Raw genomic sequence first — 16,574 nt, forward strand, 5'->3', positions numbered from 1 at the left:
GCAGATCCTCGAACAGCAGTCGACCTTTTTTCGCAAGCGGGTTGAGACAAGTTTGCAGCACGCCAAGGAAGTCCGGGTGCTCTCAAGCAGGGCGGTGGAGGAAATCTCAAAGCCGGTCAAGGATGCTTTTGACAAGGTGCTGACGGACCTCAAGGCGACGTAAAAGCGGACTCGCACTTAAATCGCCTGGACTGATCGGGGGCGGCCTACCTTATTCATGGACGGAAAAGATGGTGACGGGGACCATCAGGTCGGGAGAGAGCTGGAAAGTGTGTCCTGCGATCTCGGTAGCTCCAGCTAACAAGCTCCTGAAAACGGATCGCGGGCGGCCGGCGTGACATATTGGACGGTTTGAACTGGCGAAGAACCCACCAGCTTGGTATCTAACCACGTAGGCGGCAGGCGGCAGGGAAGTGGTAATGGATTCACACAGGGACATAGCCGAGCGGGTCATCGCGCGTTGGAAGGCGCGAAGAATCCGGATCGATGAAGACCCGGGTTTCATGGAACCGGTCGCTCTTTGGACGGCAGGGTCGATTGCGTCCGGTGAAATGCGCCGCCGGTATTCGGCGCTCCAGCGCGAGCGGTCGCTGTCCAGGTCAAATCCACTTGATGTGTATCCCTGCGACGAGGGGGCGGAGGTCGATCATCGATCGATTGCGATTCCAAACGACGAACCAGATGAACGGGGAGGTCTCGGACTGCCGGCGCAAGGGTGACTCTTACAAAGGGCTCAGCACGCACCATTTCCTGGCGAGCGCGAACTTCACGAAACAGCGGGTCGACAAGCGCTGCGTCGCGTTGTGCATATTCTCGGGAAGAGTCCGAAAAATCCTTGCCACGAGCCGCAATGGCTGGCGGCTCAGCAAGGTAGAAGGTGAGGAGCGGCCGGCGGTACTGAGTCAACATCTTTATCAACTGTGGGCGTGTCGGCTCAGGGCATCTTCAAGCATGGCAAGGCGGTCGCTGCCCGCTATACAGGGTGCATCGCTAATGCCGAGCTTGTCGGCAGCATCTTCAACGCTGAGTCCCTCAGTCTCGTGCGCCCAGCGTCCGACAAGTTATTGTCTTCCATGGGAGTCCGGCTTGCGCAAATTGCCCCCGATGAAGGTTGGTCCGCCCGGGTCTTCCGCATGGAAAACGCGCGTTGCCTCAAAAACGCCGGTGCGCCATGCATAGGTCGTATCGTCGATCATCTGCGGCAAGACCTCCTGGTTTGTCCAACGACCGTACCATTTGGTGACGATGCGGGCGACTTTGGCGACGAGCGCGGTACTCATGCGAAGGTTCGAGTGTGCATCGAACATCTCCGGCGCCAAATAGCATCGAGACCTCGTTTGGGCGAAAGGTTATTCCTTTGCTGCAAAGCCTAGCTCAACGCGGCTGACATCTAAGATCGCCCGAAGGACGTCGATGCCGAATTTGAGGCTTTCCACCTCGACATCCAGCGAGATGCCCTCGGTGACTGTGCCTTTTGCGTTAGCGATTACCACCTCCTCCAGGTCTTCGAACCACTGAGGACTGTTCCCTTTGTGAAGCTTCGATAGTTCCGCAATCGCGACACTAAATGCCGATTGGACCGCGATTAGAGCGGCGCCGAGCTTTCGTTCGTCTACACCCGAGATGCAAACAATGGGGCTGTTTTTCTCATCCATGGGCTGTTCCTCTGCTGGCTCGCCACGAAACCCTATTTCAACTAATAGGCGACAGAGTCGTCGATCGCCGACGAATGCAAATAGGCCCGTAGGCTGGAGTCTCGGGTAGTTAGATCAACGAATACGCGATGCTGGGGGTGGACCATGTGGAAATGGTGGATGCGCTTGAGGCCTGTTGAAATCTGGGTCCAGCTTCCGAACGTTCCAACCGGCGGCAATGCCTCTAGGCCGTAAGCGTCGCACCTCCTGGTACGCGATAGCGGGTAATCCTTTGTACGAACTGGCTCGCATGCAAGGTCGCCCGAAGGACACAAGTGCCGAGCCTGGGCTTTCCGGCCATAGTCTTCAGTGAGACGTCTGTTGCTTCCACAACTCAACACATTCCGGCGAGCGGCATAAACCTGCAAACTCATTGTTTTTGATCCGCACGCGTCATACCTGGCCTGCACCCCACCGCCATGGCTTCGGCAAAAGGCCTTTTACTCAAAACGCAGGGATCTAGTTTGGCCCGTTTGTCAGGCAGCATCACAAAAAGATCTGCGGAAGGCTCGTCCCGCTTTGCGCGCTCAGGTGCGCCCGCAGTCGATCTGGCAGCGGATTGTTATTCAGGTACACTTTGCAATGAGGCGGAAGCTGCGACAGAATGTACGGCAGTGCAGTTCGCCCGTCGCCAAGTCCTCTCAGGTTGTTTCCACGAACGCTAAGCTCCTCCAGCCCCCTCGGCAGGTTAGGGGGCAGGTGGGTCAGTTCATTACTGTCGGTGCTGAGCCACTTTAGGGTGGCCGGGAGGTCCTCGGGTAGGCTAGTCAGTTCATTGTGAGGGACTTCGAGCCGCGTGAGCTTTGCAGGAAGGCGCTCGGGCAGGCGAATTATATTATTGAGTTCGGCGCGGAGATCCGTCAATTCGAGGGGGAGATTCTCCGGCAGGTGCGCGATTTCGTTGCGGGTGACATGAAGCTCCCTGAGCTCAGGCGGCAGGTTATCGGGCAAACTGGTCAGCCGGTTGTGGTTGACGTAGAGATACTTTAGTCCGGAAGGAAGCTCGTTCGGCAATCTGGTCAGCCGGTTGCCGTCGACGTAGAGCGTCTCGAGCATGTCCGGAAGAACCTCAGGCAGCGTGGTCAGCTGGTTGTCGCAGGCAGAGAGCTTTCGCAGACCGGGCGGGAGGTTGTTGGGCAGCCTGCCCAACCGGTTGTCATTGGCGTTGAGCCGCTGGAGGCCGGCCGGTAAGGTGGGGGGCAGTGCCGTTAGGGACAGCGATGTTAAGTTCAGGGGGGCACGAAAATTGCGGGTTTCCGTCCAGGCCTCGATCCGTGCCATTGCCTCGTGCCGGTCCTCGTCCTGCTCCTGCTGCCCGTCTTCCGCCCAGGCCAGTAAAATTTCTTTCAGTGCCGCTTCGCTGGACGAGGAGCCAGTCAAGCCTTCAACCCAGTTAAAGGTGTCTTCACCGCCTTGTTCGGAACTATTGCCAACACGCCCCTGCCTTCTGCCGTACATTGCGTCGTTCCTTAGGTCATTGCGTCACTGCTGATGTTACTTCCGTCGCGACCTTTCCTTCCAATACCAAATTCGTATCCCGTTATGCTTCGGGGGCATGGCCAGCGTCCTTCCTCGAGCTGGACAGCGCATGATTTTTATCGCGACGTTGAACAATCCCACCATTGACATGCTGCGCAAACTCGGCCTGACAGGCATGGCCAGCGCCTATCAGGAACTCGAAACGCAAATAGAAGCGAGACACCTTCGAGCATGGTGAAAGGCTTCGACTGCTGCTCGAGGCGGCCACGCTCCGCCAGAAGCGCTTCGAGGCGAGAGCCCGCCCTGCAAAGCAGCGCTGTAACGCCAAGATCGAGAACGCTGATTTTTGCGCCGCCCGCGCCCTGATCGCAATTTCGTGACGCCGAGTGATAAAGGTATTTCATCCCCATCGATGGGCTATACACTAGTTCCCGCTTGGTGGAGACCTAAACCAGACGCATGCTTTCGGCCGATTTCGCGTGGCAACTCCATCTAACTGAGGCGCAAGTTCCCGGAACAAACGCTCACGCGCGATAACCTTTCCTCATTTTCGGGCAATCTCGCAGTGTCACGTTGATTTGGTAGGTCAGCTTACGACGCCGACGCCGTTACGCTTTTTCTCTACGCCTGCAGGGCCCTGCCGACTTAAAGGCAACGACTTCCGGACAGCCGAGGCCGAGAACCAGTTCACCTTGACATCGTGTCACTCTGGCGTAACAGGCGGCAGCCCGAGTGTCGCAATAAGCTTCATTATCGACGGCGTGGGTGGACCCGGTGTCGGCGGCGGCATGGAGACGATAGACCCGAGCCGCGGAGGCGTTGCCATAACGCCAATCATCGTGCCGATAATGGCGATCCCATCGCCGCTGATTTCGATGGCCTGCGGGCCGGTTCTGCCCGATACTACAAGGCGGATCTTGTCGGGTGTTACCTCGACGCGGCTACCTAAGGCCGCTGCGGCAGGGGAGTCGGGCGCGGCGCCGCCCGAGGTCAGGAGGAAGTGTCTCTTGACGTCGATGCTGTAGATGTTCCCGACCTCGACGGTATGATTCTTCTGGGCCTTCAAATAGACCTCCTCACGGCCCTGCTTGTCCTCAAAGCGCAGTTCATTGTAGGCATTAGCGGCGCCGCCATCGGTATGCGTCCGGAAGGTCGACCGCGTTTTGTCAGTCGGCAGGGTTTCAGGCGGCAGATTTGAGCCATTGTATACGACGCCGGTCACCAGGGGCGTGTCGGGATTGCCGTGGATGAAATCAACCACGACCTCATGGCCGATCCGTGGGACGACCAGGTTGCCAAAACCCTTACCAGCGAAGTTCTGGGCCACCCGAATCCAGCAGGAGCTGTTCTCGTTCTTTCCGCCTTCTCGGTCCCAGAAGAACTGAACCTTCACACGGCCGTACTTATCCGTCGCGATCGACTCGCCCTCGGGGCCCACGACGACGGCCGTCTGCGGTCCGTGAATCAACCGCGCCGGTGTGCGGCGCCTCGGGCGGTACTGGGTGGTCGCGGGGATAATCTCCACGTTGCTGTGATAGAGGAACCGCTCGCCCTTCCCCCCCACGGTGTCCGCAGTGAGATCGTCCCCCACCTCACCGATGACAGTGAAGTCCTGTCCGATTGCCAGAAAGCGATCGGTGGGTTTCGGCCGGGAACCGATCTGGCCGTAGTAGAAGGGATTTGCGGCCTTGAATAATGACCCGGTCGTTATCTGGCGCGCAGTGCTTTCGATCCGCGCGCGATAAGCGTTGCAGGCGAGTTCCTCGGCACGGATGGTGGCGTAGAAATCGCCATCGCTTTTTTTTGTATACTGGCCTGGATACTCGAAGACCTCCCGCATTGCCGTGCAGCCGCTGCTTGCCGACGAGGTCTCGCCCGTTCTGACCGCCACGCTCTCCCGCGGTCGGGTGATGGCGCTTCCCGTGAGCTTGCATGGCGGAATGCCGCCTGTCCTCACGGGAGGAACACGCGCGACAGACGTCAGTTCTGCCATCGGCTTCTCATGGTCATAGTCCCTGAGAACGACCTTGTTCGGCTGTAGCGATACGACCTCGTCCCAATGCAGGATGACATCTTCTTGGTAAAGACTTCGGGCAGGCCTGAGATTGTGGTGGGTCTCTACGATCTCAGGCGTGCAGGCCATGTGACTCGCGGCGTTGTCGACCAGCACCAGGTCATGTTGGTCCTCAGCATGTTCAAAATAGTAGTAGATGCCGTCCTGCTCCATGAGGCGGCTGACGAAGGCCAGATCCGTTTCATCGTACTGGACGCAATATGGGCGCTGTGGGAACCGTCGGGCGGTCTGATTCTTGAAATTGCCTCTATGTTCTCGAAAAATCGTGGTGATGATCTCGATGCTCGTCTTGTTCTGAAAGACCCGACTGTTAGAGCGATGCTCGAGCAATGAAATCCACGGCCGCACCTGCGCCACGTAGTTGAGGTGCTCGGTATCGTCGAGGCCGAGATATTGGAAGCGCGTAACAACACCGTTGAAGAAGCGCGTTTGCGAGTCCTTGAGCTTAAGGCCGATTGTCAGGCTTTGACCGGGGATCGTAGCAAAGTTCTGAACTGGATCGCGGCTGGCGAGCTTCACCTCGTAGAGGAAAGGTTCCCCCAGTCGCTCGGTGCCACTGAGCCGTCGGAGAGAGATTTCATTCAACTCGGACGCGGCCGAAGTGACCGCAACAAAACGATTGTGCCTTAAGAGACTCTCGATTCTTGACTCGACCATGGTGGTGTGTGTTCCGCAGATTTGATGAGAAGGCGCGGTTGCGCCCGATGGCGTGAGTAGGATGCTGCCGAAGCCATCGGCGAAGATGCAGAAAAGCGTTTATTTCGTGCATCGAAATCGCCGACCGTTGCTCAGCCAAGATGTCTTGCTGGCCCGCATCGTCAGAGCCAAGCGGGGGAGGGCGGGGCGAAGAAAGCGTGTGGGTCTCTTGGAACTCACCCACGCTAAGTCCCACCCAAATCTCGCCATGCGGCCTTGTAACATCGATGAGTCGGCGGATTCCGGCGGTGCTAGCGACGACGTGTCTCCTGGAAGATTCAACCAGGCCCAGGGCGCAGCGCCCGAGCGGACAACCACGGTGGTCGAGTTTCGCCGCGATCGTCGGCTCGATCGGCCTCTCCGCTGCTGAAGCCTCAAGGGCGTCAAAATGGCGAGAACGTTCCAAAGAGGCGTCACGGCGAATTTTGCAAAGGGCCTTGGCGGTCCCATTGCAGTTTGCGTTGAGCTTACTGAAGAGAGTCGAGCTTCCGATGCTTGTCATAACGGGCCTTCCAAGCCGCCGCCCGCCGTGCCGCCGCACTTGGTATCGAGGTTACGTGGGCCATTCATCCGTTCCAGATCGATCTCGCCAAGGAGATCTTCTCCCCGCCCGAAAAGAAGGTCGAGCGGGCCCGCCGCATCATGGATGTCCGTTTCAGGAGAGTGCCATGCGGGAGCCGGTGGGCCCCGGTCAGTCGGGGTAGTCGTCAAGTCATCGGCGTGCTGGCGCGTTTTCCGCTTGCCCATCCAACTGGACCATCCGAGTCTGCCGCAGCGACCCAACTGCACTTCCGGGACCTGCTCCTGACGGAGAACGAGGTTAATCTCCCAGTCAAGTTCATCTCCAAGGTAGTTGCAGATGATCTCCGCTATCGACTTAAGGCCGGGAGCTGCGGGCAGAAGCGATTCGTAATGAGCCAGGCTGAGGGGACCCACAATGAGTCGGAACCGATGGTGCCACACTCTGACCCTCGCACCTGCAATAGCGTTGCCGTTCAGCGTGCCCGTGGCCGGGTCGCGGCCCAGGAGGCAGAGCGATATGCGGGGCAGATCCACCCATTTTGGGACAAATTCACGGATATCAACCGGCGCCTCGACGAAGCTGGCGAGGATGGCAGCGAGCCCCTCGGCGTTGCGGGTGTGTGAGGCGAGACGGCCGGTGAAGTGGAGTTTGGCCAGATCAGGCATAGCATCCCGCGCGCGCAGGGAGGTCATCCCGAAGCCGGCTAGCGCGCCGAGCTGAAGGGCAAATCGATCTTCTTGTGGCCTGTCATAGCTCACGGTCGGTTCGCCCTCCGCCCATGCACGGAAGAAGAACGAGGCCATTCGATGATGAAAGGTATCAGCAAATCGGATCAGCGTCTCATCCGCGGCGTTGTGCTGCCGGAGAAGGGCGTACTCCGTCAGATGCAATGGGAGGGGACCGTGGGGTCCAAACAAGCCGAAGGCGTAGGTGGAGATTACGGGGTCGTTCTGCTCGTGCGCAGTCACGCCCGCGATCGATCGAGGCGGAAATGCAAGGGAGGGCTGCTGGGCGATCCGCACGCGATCCAGGCTGGGACCGCTCGATTCTCCCAGCCGAGGCCGATCTGAGCAGATTGCATCGATCCGCCGCAGAGCCTGGAAGAAGTCGCAGGCATGCGGTTCGGCCCTGAGCGAGCTTAGGAAGTCGCCGAGTGCCCCCGAAATCAAAGGATCGCCCGGCGGCCGGCCATCGTCGGCCATCGCATTACCTCCCCGCGCTGTAGCGTCGAGACGACCATCTCGGTGAAGCTGTTGATGGATACGTATTTCGCGAAGAACTGGTTGAGCACGGAGGCGAGCGGAAAGATGCCAACGCCTTCGAAGGCCGCTTCGTCCAGGATGATACCAACCTCAATCCCACGTGCTACGGCGGCTTGTCCACCGCTGGACAATCGCCTGACCGCAGGCCTGGACCGAATCTCCCGGATCCCGTCGATCTGCCGTGAGGCGAAGGCATTGACTGGATCGACGTAGAGGCGGAGGAGTTCACGCAGCGCTTCTGCGCCCCGGTGGTCGTTCCTATCGGAATTGCTGATCGAGAGGTAGTTCAGTGAAAGATGGCTAATTAATCGCCAGGTGATATCGCCATTGGCGAAGGAGTGGCGCGGTCGGCTCGGGGGCGATACGCACCGGGTGGCGGTAACTGGAGCGCCGATTTCCAGGGTGAAGTCTGTCTTGTCCCGGCCGATCGGCAGCAGCAGCGCCAGATCCCGGTTCGAGCACAGGCAGTTTACAGACAAATGCCGGAGTTCCGCCGAATAAGGAGCCGCCTGGCGATCAACTAGAGAAACGAACGTTTCGCTGCCGATGTAGCCAGTCCGCGCGCCATTTAGACGCTGGTGCTCCGACATGAGGCGCTGCTCCCGGCGGATCGCGTAGTATCTGGAATGCTGCTCCTCCTGACCGTGCGCGCTGATGCTATAGAACGGGTAGAACCTCACGGGAGCCGCTTCGTTTTTCGCCCCGTCTCCGCTCATTTCGAGGATCGAGTGGACCTCAAAGTCGAGCGGCCTCATCCTGTCAACAATCACATGATGCTCGGTGTTCTTGTCGCTCACGTGGACGAGATCTGCCTGGCGTTCGAAGAGATTAATCGCGGGCGTTGCGAAGAGAACGATATTTTGGGGTCCGAGCTGTCGTTCCAGCCGTGGCTCGACTCGTCTGAGTGCGAAGACGATCTCAAGGGTCTCGGCAGTTGACAGGGCTACTGCGTCTGCCAGCCCGCTAACCTCGACGAACAACGTCCGCTCCGCGAGGGCGAAATACTCCTGTAGGAGACGGTACCCGTCGAAAGAGCGTGGCACCTCGGGCAGGAGAGCACAGCTCGGCTCCAAACCGCGTTGCTGCAGCGCATGAACCGGAATCTTTTCCTGCCAAGGGATAGGCCGGCCGACCGGACGGGCTATGATATTGCATGCGTCACCGAGAAGCTGTTCGGCGAGTGCGGCGCCGATGCCACCGGGGCCTGTTAGGTGCAGTGTGAGAGCCTCTAGTCCGAGTTTATTGAACGGCATGCCATTGGTGGTGCGAAGGCGTAGTCGCAAAGCAGCCTTCGCATCTTGCCGGGCCGGAAGATCCAGTGCGGCGATCTGCCCCGGCGTCGAAAAATAATCGGCAGCGCTCACCACAATTGGCCAGAGATGCACATCATGGGCCGTGCGGAACTCGCAATGTGTGACGGCGCCCGGAGCAAGACGGCCCAAAAGCTTGGTTTCCCGCGGCACGAGGTATCCATTTTCAAGTGGTCCGGCATCCTGGTCGGGCTCGAAACGGACGATCGTCATCGAGGGGAGCGGCGGTAGAAAATGCGGATAGACCATCTCCAGGAGGTGCTGGGTGAATTCCGGAAAGCGAGACTGAAGCTTCAATTGCACCCGCGCCGCCATGAAAGCGAAGCCTTCCAGAAGCCGCTCGACGTAGGGGTCGGCGACCTCCGCTGATTCCATCCCGAGCCGGGCGGCGACCTTCGGGAATGCGCGGGCGAACTCGGCCCCCATCTCGCGCATATAAGCAAGTTCGTCGTTGTACAGTCGCAGGAGCCGGGGATCCATCAGCTTATCTCTGTACCGAGATGAACGCGGGCGGATTCGAGCTCGGAATCTACCTCCGTACGCATCACCATTCGCACCGGCAATGGCTGCGCCCACAGATCGGCTTCGATCCTAAAGCGAAAAGTGCCGCAACCCTGACCATCGTCCAGGACCGTGACCTTCAGGGTGTCCGGTAAGAGACGCGGCTCAAAGCGCTGAAGGCTCTCGATTATCGCTTCGCGCAATGCGCTCTTATCCATGCCTTCGCGAATTTGTCCGCTGAGAGGCCAGGCACCATAATTAAGTGCACTGGCCGCTACGTGAGGGTACGCTTGTAGATCTACGGTTGCACCCAGTTGATTGGTGTTCAACAACCAGGAAACATCGCGTAGAATCACCTCTTCCAGTTGGCGAACAGAGAAGCTGCGCTTGTCCTGCGCTTCACACGAGCTGCGCGGCTCATCGTCCGTAAGCCGGTCCAGGAGGGATGGTTGCACGAGATCCCGCTTAACATCTCTGCCCATGTTACAATCTCCAGGTGCAATAGCGACGAGTCGATCCGTCGTTTTCGCGCGCAGCCCCGAATATTCCCGGGTTGCCGATGGCCCCATCAGCCGACGAGCCTATTGAAGTCGGTGCTGTTCGCGATTTGGTTCCAGATGCCCTCGCCAGCTTTGGTAAGAGCGCCTTTTTCATCCTGCCTGTAATAAATGACCTTGCAGGCGCCGAACCGGAATGTGATCGTCTCCTCGGGGGCGTCTTCCGCATAGGACCACTCGACCTTCTCGACTACCAGCATGTTGAAACTCCAGTGCAAGAACAGGTTCGATTCTGATGTAGCTTGTCCGCTCCCCGTCGCTTTGAAAAGTTTCAGTTCGACGCTATTGAAGTGGGCGCCGCGACCACAGGCAACGTACAGAGAGGGCGATGACGTATCCACCTGCTTCTTGATAGTGAAGACCTCGAATTCGGCCTTGCCCGCGCCCGCCCCGGCGGTATGAGGCCCAATGTTCAGCTTGTTTTCGAGTGAAAAGCTCCATTCGTCCGCTAGGGTGATGCCGTCCTTTAGAATGATAGATTCGCCCTTGGGCAAAATGCCGTCCTTGGACGCTTGCGTGAATTTTATAACCGCGTCGAACGCCATGATGGACTTTCCTTTTCTCGTTGATCTGATTGGGCCTGGATTGCATCGGCCAGCCCAGGGCAGCTATTCCGGAGTTTTGGCGCCGAGAACGGAGCACAATCATCTGCGGGTTTTCTCAGTCCTTGCGGGCGGATGGCAGGCGCGAGACCAGTCTCAAAGAGATGGTTAGGCCTTCGAGCTGGTAGTGTGGCCGCATGTAAAATCTCGCAACGTAATATCCGGGATTATCTTCGACCTCTTCCACCTTGACCTCGGCTGAGGAGAGCGGCTGCTGTGCCTTACTCTCTTCGCTCCCAAGCTCGGGCGAGGGGTGGACATAGCCCTGAATCCATTGGTTGAGCCACTCCTCGACCTCGTGGCGCTCCTTGAACGTGCCAATCTTGTCCCGGACCATACACTTCAAATAATGTGCGAAGCGGCAGGTTGCGAAGATGTAGGGTAGCCGGGCACTGAGTTCGGCGTTCGCTGACGCGTCGGGGTCTTCGTATTTGACCGGCTTGTTAATAGTTTGAGCGCCAATAAATACGCCGAGGTCCGTGTTTTTGCGGTGCAACAGCGGTAGAAGACCGTTTTTGGACAGTTCGGCCTCACGGCGGTCGCTGATCGCGATCTCAGTGGGGCATTTTAGGTCGACGCCACCGTCGTCGCTGCGGAAGGTATGTACCGGCAGACCCTCGACCAGGCCGCCGGATTCGACGCCACGAATTCTGGAGAGCCAGCCATAGAGCTTGAACGAGCGCGTGATATTTACGCCCATGGCGTAGGCTGCGTTCGTCCAAAGGTATTTCTCGCTGTCGCCGCCGTCTGTGTCCTCCTCGAAGGCGAATTCATCGACCGGGTTGGTTTTGGCCCCGTAGGGCAGCCGGCCAAGGGTGCGTGGTAAGGTCAGGGCCACGTATCGAGAGTTCTCGCTCTCGCGGAACGCTCGCCAAGGGGCATGTTCGGGCGTGAGGAAGATTTTTGTGATGTCACGCGGGTTCGCAAGCTCACGCCAAGAATCCATCTGCAGCAGATGTGGTGAGACGGCAGATATAAGCGGTGAGTGGCTCGCCGCCGCGATCTGCGCCAGTCCCGAAAGCAACTCAACGTCCGGTGGGGTATGGTCGAAATAGTAGTCGGCAATCAGGCAGCCATAGGGTTCACCGCCGATTTGGCCGTATTCGTCTTCGTAAATTTTTTTGAATAGCGGACTCTGATCCCAGGTGATACCCTTATATTTCCGCAGAGTTCGGGACATCTCCACCTTTGAAACTGGGAGAACGCGAATCTTCAACGTTTCATCGGTTTCGGTGTTGCTGGCAAGGTGATGCAAGCCCCGCCAAGCTGATTCCACGCGCTGGAAATTTTCGTGATGGAGGATCTCGTTGAGTTGTGCAGAAAGCTTCTGGTCGATCGAAGCAATCATTGCTTGGATAGTCGTGACGACATCGTCGCTGATCAGCGACGTGTTTTGAAGTGCCTGCTCGGCCAGTGTTCGGACGGCACTCTCCACCAAGTCACGGGAGTGGTCCGAGCGGATCTTGAACTCGAATCGAAGCATGCGGGTGAAATCGCCGAGATCAACGGTGGCGACCTGTACATCTGTGGCATCTGCAGGCATCATGATCAGTTCTCCTCTGTGTCTGGGGATGCCAATGGCGGAGCGGCAACCACTGCATCAGGCTTCTCAGTCTCCATGCCATTGCCGAGGGCGCTTAGCAGTGCCGAATCCGCGAGGAAGTGGGTGAGCAACTCTTCGGCACCGTTCTTCCCGTCCATATAGGCCAGCAGATTGGAGAGCTCCGTTCGCGCCTCGAGCAGCCTGCTAAGGCTGTCGACCTTGCGCGCCACGGCCGCCGGCGAGAAATCTTCGAGCCGCTCGAACGTCAAGTCGACAGCGAGTTGGCCTTCTCCAGTCAATAGGTTCGGCACCCGCATCACCACCCTGGGCCTCAGCGATCTGAGCCGATCATCGAAATTGTCGATATCGATCTCCATCATCTTGCGCTCCGCGACAGGGGCAAGCGGCTCGGCAGCATTGCCGGCGAGGTCGGACATCACGCCGACCACGAAGGGAAGCTGAACCTTCTTCTGAGAGCCATAGGTCTCGACGTCGTATTCGATCTGTACACGAGGCGGACGAACCCGCGCGATGAACTTTTGACTACTCGCCTTTGTCATGTGTTCCACTCTCCTGATAGGGAAGATTGCGCACGTCACGTGCCCTCGCCGACCGCCAGACCGGCAATCGAACGGTATTGGGCAACCCCTTCTGGCGCCAACTCTTTGATAAGAGCCATGAAGTCCTTCGAGACAAGTCGCTGCGCGCGCTCCAGGAGGGCTGGCAGCGGGCTCGCGGGCTCATTCACCTGGTACCAGTGGCAAATGCGGCCAAGAATTTCGACAACGTCATCGCGGTTGCGGATCACTTCGGGGTAAGAGGCCTCGCTAGAGTCTGGCAATGGAGATGCCGGGGCTGCAGGCTGGGCCCTTTTCCGATGGGCGTCGACCAGATCCTTGGCCTGGGTGAGTAGCACTATCAGAGGGTCGAATCGAACGGCCTCGTCACTCGCGACGTGCTGCCGAACACTCGCGTCTAGATGGGTGGCGGCTGCCAGGCTGGCGTGGAGACCAGTGCTGATCTGCTCGAGCTGCAGTGGATCGGTGTCGATGAAGGCGTGCTCGATGGTCGAACGATCAATTTCCGTAGATTGGGACCGTAGCGCACCAGCCCAATCGCGGAGCGTAAAAGTCCCGAATTGCCTGGAGGAGGTGAGTGGAACTTGGCGTATTTCTGCCAAGAGCCCGGAGAGATCGCAGAGGCTCGCTAGAGCGTTGAGGCGAACGGTCTGATCTTCGTCATCTTCTGGATCCGGTCGCGGATGTAGCTCTGACCAGTAGAGCTCGACATAGGCCGCGAGCAGCTCAAGCCCCCGACTTAGACCAGAGAAGCCGAACTGACTGAGGGCGGATCGTGTGAGCAAGATGCCGACTCTTAGATCCTTAGTGCGGGCAGAAAGGTCGAGGCCAAGCCGCCACACCTCTGTCCAATCGGGAGCCTCCCCGGTGGCGATGGAGTCGCCTATCTGCTGGTGCGGCTTGCCATGCGACGCTATCTCCAGCTCCAGGAAGCTCAAATCGTAATCGAGAGCATCCCCGCATGCGTTGCCGTCGCTGATCGGTTTTAATAGATGATCCGCATCGAGCATGACCCAAATCCCAGTTTTCCCGACATAAAAGATCGTCGCGCCTCTGTTTCTCAATGTTTAGCAATGAGCAGACGCGATTGCTCATGCACAATCGACATTCGTATATGTCGTGAATGCTTGGGGCGTGAATGCCGCCGCTTCGGATCTTGACGCAGCTATGTGCTGCTCAGGCGCGAGGGACACCTTGTGAACAACAAGAAGCTCTTCCGGGTCCATCGGGAGGAGAAGCTCACGATGCGCAAGCGCCGTGGCCGGAAACAAGCGAAAGGCAAGCGTTGGTGTTGATCCAGCTGGCTGCCAATGATCGTTGGTCGCTGGACTTCGTGTCGGATCAACTCACCTATAGCGCGGGTTCAGGCTTCTGATGGTCGTGAGGAAAGCCGGACTCTCGTCGCCGATACTTCGCTCTCCGGCCTGCGGTCGCCTGTGGACTGGATCGGGTTATCGAGGAGCGTGGCAAGCCAAGCACTCTGGCCTCGGCTGACTAACCCTGCAGAGTTCGCCCAGATCGTCAACCCGCGACGTGATGCAGTGCTGCGCAGCCGGAATGGTCTCCGCACCTAAACCCGCCGATGCCGCCGCAGATGCGCAACCCACCGCTGGAGCGAACCCCAAACTGGATAAACTTGACGGTACAAGCTCAGCCAGATTGAATTGACATCGTCGGGCAGTCGTTGCAAAGGGCAACCTGCGGAGTACCGTTGGAAACGTGAGCCTGAAGGCCTCCAACTACAAAGTCTTCGCGCGGCCGCCTCCGCGCCAGTTGCTGCATAAGGTGGATGGCGTCCTCGGCGATCGCTCTTGGGGGTGTCGGCGCGCGGACCCTCATCGAACGAGCGGCCAGCCGGCGGGTCCATCGCGCGTGCAGCGACCCCGGCGTCAGTGGTAGAACGGCTCGAGCACTTCAACGGCATATATCTCCTGCGCTCCGCCGGACCGCCGCACGAGGCATATAGGGCGACAATCTGGATGAGATCCGTATTGACCGCATGTAACGATGCTCCCCGAGATTCGCACGTTGCCTCATTCATTTTGCTCCCAGTTGGAGCGAAGGAGTGGGGTGCGGAGATGGCGGGGTTTCGCAGCGGCCGGCCTCCTTCGTGAGCGCCATTGCCGTTTTCGACGGAAGTCTGAAGTTTAATAACCATCGTCGCGGTATTTACTTTTGACAATGGGTGTGATGCGGCTTTGCGTGATCTTCTAAAAAGAATCGAGTCCCGCCGCCAATCTCCCGTTCTATCGCGCACCTATCGCATCCCAACGTGACTGTCGACCCTGCTTCCATTAGTCGTGCAGGGCAACCACGCGGTCTCTCGTGCAGATCCCTGCGATTTCGAATTGACGGACACCGACCCCGTTTGACGGTCGTGGAGTGCACGCACTTAGTCACCCTAGCCGCCCGCGCACTGCAACCCCGCTGTAGCGATCCTTCTACCTCTATGCTAAAGAAAGTTTTGGAAAAACTTGCCTCCTCGCCATCGTTCGACGGCGGCCTTGGCGCCAATCTTGCGAGGAGCGGGCTGATGGTCGCAGCGGCATGCGAGCCGACATTCTGCGATCCCGACCGTCGAAGACGAGGTCGCTCTCGGCGTGTTAGTCAGCCGGAATGCGCCCGCCGTCGTGCCCCTAAATATCGATCTCGAGCCAGGTATTGGCCTCCAGACTGAAGAAAAATTCGGCGCTCTCACATGCTCATGCAATCCCGTGGTGGACAACCAACGCACATGATGGTGCAGTTCCTAGGGAATGTGGTGATGAGTCGTGAGCCGTCCTATATCACCTTGAACGCTGCCCTCCTGGCTATCCGTTTCTTCGAGGCACCCACGATTATGGCGGCATCGGCGGCGCTGAGATCGGGATGGGCCGCCTTCAGTGCGTCTGCCCACGCCCCCTTGCTCTGCCCCGGCAGCTGCGGTGTCTGCCTAGCGATTTCGTCCAGCCTCGCCTGGTCCTGGGCCGACACCGTCTGGAACGCCGTCCTCACGGCGATATCGCGCCTTACGGCACCCACGACTATGGCGGCATCGGCGGCGCTGAGATCGGGATGGGCCGCCTTCAGCGCGTCCGCCCACGCCCCCTTGCTCTGCCCCGGCAGCTGCGGTGTCGCCGCCTTGATCTCGTCCAGCCTCGCCTGATCCTGGGCCGACACCGTCCGGAACGCCGCCCTCCTGACGATATCGTCCCTAAAGGTGCCCACGATGGTGGCGGCATCGGCGGCGCTGAGATCGGGATGGGCCGCCTTCAGCGCATCGGCCCAGGCCGCATTGCTCCCCCCCTGCCGCGGTGTTGCCGCCGCGATTTCGTCCAGCCTCGCCTGGTCCTGGGCCGACACCGTCCGGAACGCCGCCCTTTTAGCAATATCCTGCTTTATGGCACCCACGATTACGGCGGCATCGGCGGCGCTGAGATCGGGATGGGCCGCCTTCAGCGCGTCCGCCCAGGCCGCCTTGCTCTGCCCCGGCAGCTGCGGTGTCTGCCTAGCGAGTTCGTCCAGCCTCGCCTGGTCCTGGGCCGACACCGTCCGGAACGCCGCCCTCCTGGCGATTTCGTCCTTTAAGGCGCCCACGATTGTGGCGGCATCGGCGGCGCTGAGATCGGGATGGGCCGCCTTCAGCGCGTCCGCCCAGGCCGCATTGCTCCGCCCCTGCCGCGGTGTCACCGCCGCGATTTCGTCCAGCCTCGCCTGGTCCTGGGCCGACACCGTCCGGAACGCTGCCCTCACGGCGATATCGTCCTTTAAGGCGC

The 16,574-nt window shown here is 59.1% G+C and carries 11 protein-coding genes and 4 pseudogenes; 3 read left to right on the forward strand and 12 right to left on the reverse strand.

Translation table 11 applies throughout. The features are described 5' to 3' along the window. Positions 1-1,061 precede the first annotated feature (1,061 nt). The 3 genes from PYR71_RS29900 to PYR71_RS29910 all read right to left on the reverse strand — a co-directional run bounded on the left by PYR71_RS29900 (position 1,062) and on the right by PYR71_RS29910 (position 3,152). Positions 1,062-1,280, reverse strand: coding sequence for a lysozyme family protein (locus PYR71_RS29900; protein ID WP_245304464.1), 219 nt, complete (start codon positions 1,278-1,280; stop codon positions 1,062-1,064). Positions 1,281-1,349: 69 nt separating this feature from the next. After that, a complete protein-coding gene (locus tag PYR71_RS29905) occupies positions 1,350-1,655 on the reverse strand; it encodes a hypothetical protein (RefSeq protein ID WP_004680432.1) in 306 nt (101 codons plus the stop codon). 525 nt (positions 1,656-2,180) lie between these two features. Continuing rightward, a complete protein-coding gene (locus PYR71_RS29910; RefSeq protein WP_064842651.1) occupies positions 2,181-3,152 on the reverse strand; it encodes a leucine-rich repeat domain-containing protein in 972 nt (323 codons plus the stop codon). Positions 3,153-3,282: 130 nt separating this feature from the next. On the opposite strand from PYR71_RS29910, the gene PYR71_RS29915 reads away from it, so the two are divergent. Beyond that, a complete protein-coding gene (locus PYR71_RS29915) occupies positions 3,283-3,411 on the forward strand; it encodes a hypothetical protein (RefSeq protein ID WP_010068000.1) in 129 nt (42 codons plus the stop codon). Between the two features lie 465 nt (positions 3,412-3,876). On the opposite strand, the gene PYR71_RS29920 is transcribed toward PYR71_RS29915, so the two are convergent. Then, positions 3,877-5,904 carry a type VI secretion system Vgr family protein gene (locus tag PYR71_RS29920; protein ID WP_077991395.1) on the reverse strand — a complete coding sequence of 676 codons (2,028 nt, stop codon included), beginning with the start codon at positions 5,902-5,904 and terminating at the stop codon, positions 3,877-3,879. 549 nt (positions 5,905-6,453) lie between these two features. On the opposite strand from PYR71_RS29920, the pseudogene PYR71_RS30930 reads away from it, so the two are divergent. Next, positions 6,454-6,591 (forward strand): annotated as a pseudogene (locus PYR71_RS30930) (CoA ester lyase); the annotation flags it as partial. A gap of 105 nt (positions 6,592-6,696) precedes the next feature. Here the strand turns inward: PYR71_RS30930 and tssG are convergent. The 7 genes and pseudogenes from tssG to tssA form a co-directional block, all read right to left on the reverse strand. Then, positions 6,697-7,668: pseudogene (gene tssG, locus PYR71_RS29925) on the reverse strand (type VI secretion system baseplate subunit TssG); the annotation flags it as partial. Next, positions 7,632-9,518 carry a type VI secretion system baseplate subunit TssF gene (gene tssF / locus PYR71_RS29930; RefSeq protein WP_077991400.1) on the reverse strand — a complete coding sequence of 629 codons (1,887 nt, stop codon included), beginning with the start codon at positions 9,516-9,518 and terminating at the stop codon, positions 7,632-7,634. The gene tssF and the pseudogene tssG, both read right to left, overlap by 37 nt. After that, positions 9,518-10,021 (reverse strand): type VI secretion system baseplate subunit TssE, encoded by a 504-nt coding sequence (gene tssE / locus PYR71_RS29935; RefSeq protein WP_004680427.1) that lies wholly within the window; start codon positions 10,019-10,021, stop codon positions 9,518-9,520. Before tssE ends, tssF begins: the two co-directional genes overlap by 1 nt. Before the next feature lie 86 nt (positions 10,022-10,107). Further along, a complete protein-coding gene (locus PYR71_RS29940; protein ID WP_064842664.1) occupies positions 10,108-10,641 on the reverse strand; it encodes an Hcp family type VI secretion system effector in 534 nt (177 codons plus the stop codon). A gap of 115 nt (positions 10,642-10,756) precedes the next feature. After that, positions 10,757-12,244 (reverse strand): type VI secretion system contractile sheath large subunit, encoded by a 1,488-nt coding sequence (tssC, locus tag PYR71_RS29945; protein WP_077991402.1) that lies wholly within the window; start codon positions 12,242-12,244, stop codon positions 10,757-10,759. 2 nt (positions 12,245-12,246) lie between these two features. Next, positions 12,247-12,801: a type VI secretion system contractile sheath small subunit gene (gene tssB, locus PYR71_RS29950; RefSeq protein ID WP_064842668.1), complete on the reverse strand. Its 555-nt coding sequence runs from the start codon at positions 12,799-12,801 to the stop codon at positions 12,247-12,249. Between the two features lie 35 nt (positions 12,802-12,836). Continuing rightward, positions 12,837-13,829, reverse strand: a complete 993-nt coding sequence (tssA, locus tag PYR71_RS29955; protein WP_064842670.1) for a type VI secretion system protein TssA — start codon at positions 13,827-13,829, stop codon at positions 12,837-12,839. A 93-nt stretch (positions 13,830-13,922) separates the two neighbouring features. Here tssA and PYR71_RS29960 point away from each other — a divergent pair. After that, positions 13,923-14,308: pseudogene (locus PYR71_RS29960) on the forward strand (IS3 family transposase); the annotation flags it as partial. A 1,292-nt stretch (positions 14,309-15,600) separates the two neighbouring features. Here PYR71_RS29960 and PYR71_RS29965 read toward each other — a convergent pair. Continuing rightward, positions 15,601-16,574: pseudogene (locus PYR71_RS29965) on the reverse strand (hypothetical protein); the annotation flags it as partial.

Origin of the sequence: Rhizobium mulingense (assembly GCF_029194105.1) — a bacterium.
Taxonomy (GTDB): domain Bacteria; phylum Pseudomonadota; class Alphaproteobacteria; order Rhizobiales; family Rhizobiaceae; genus Rhizobium; species Rhizobium mulingense.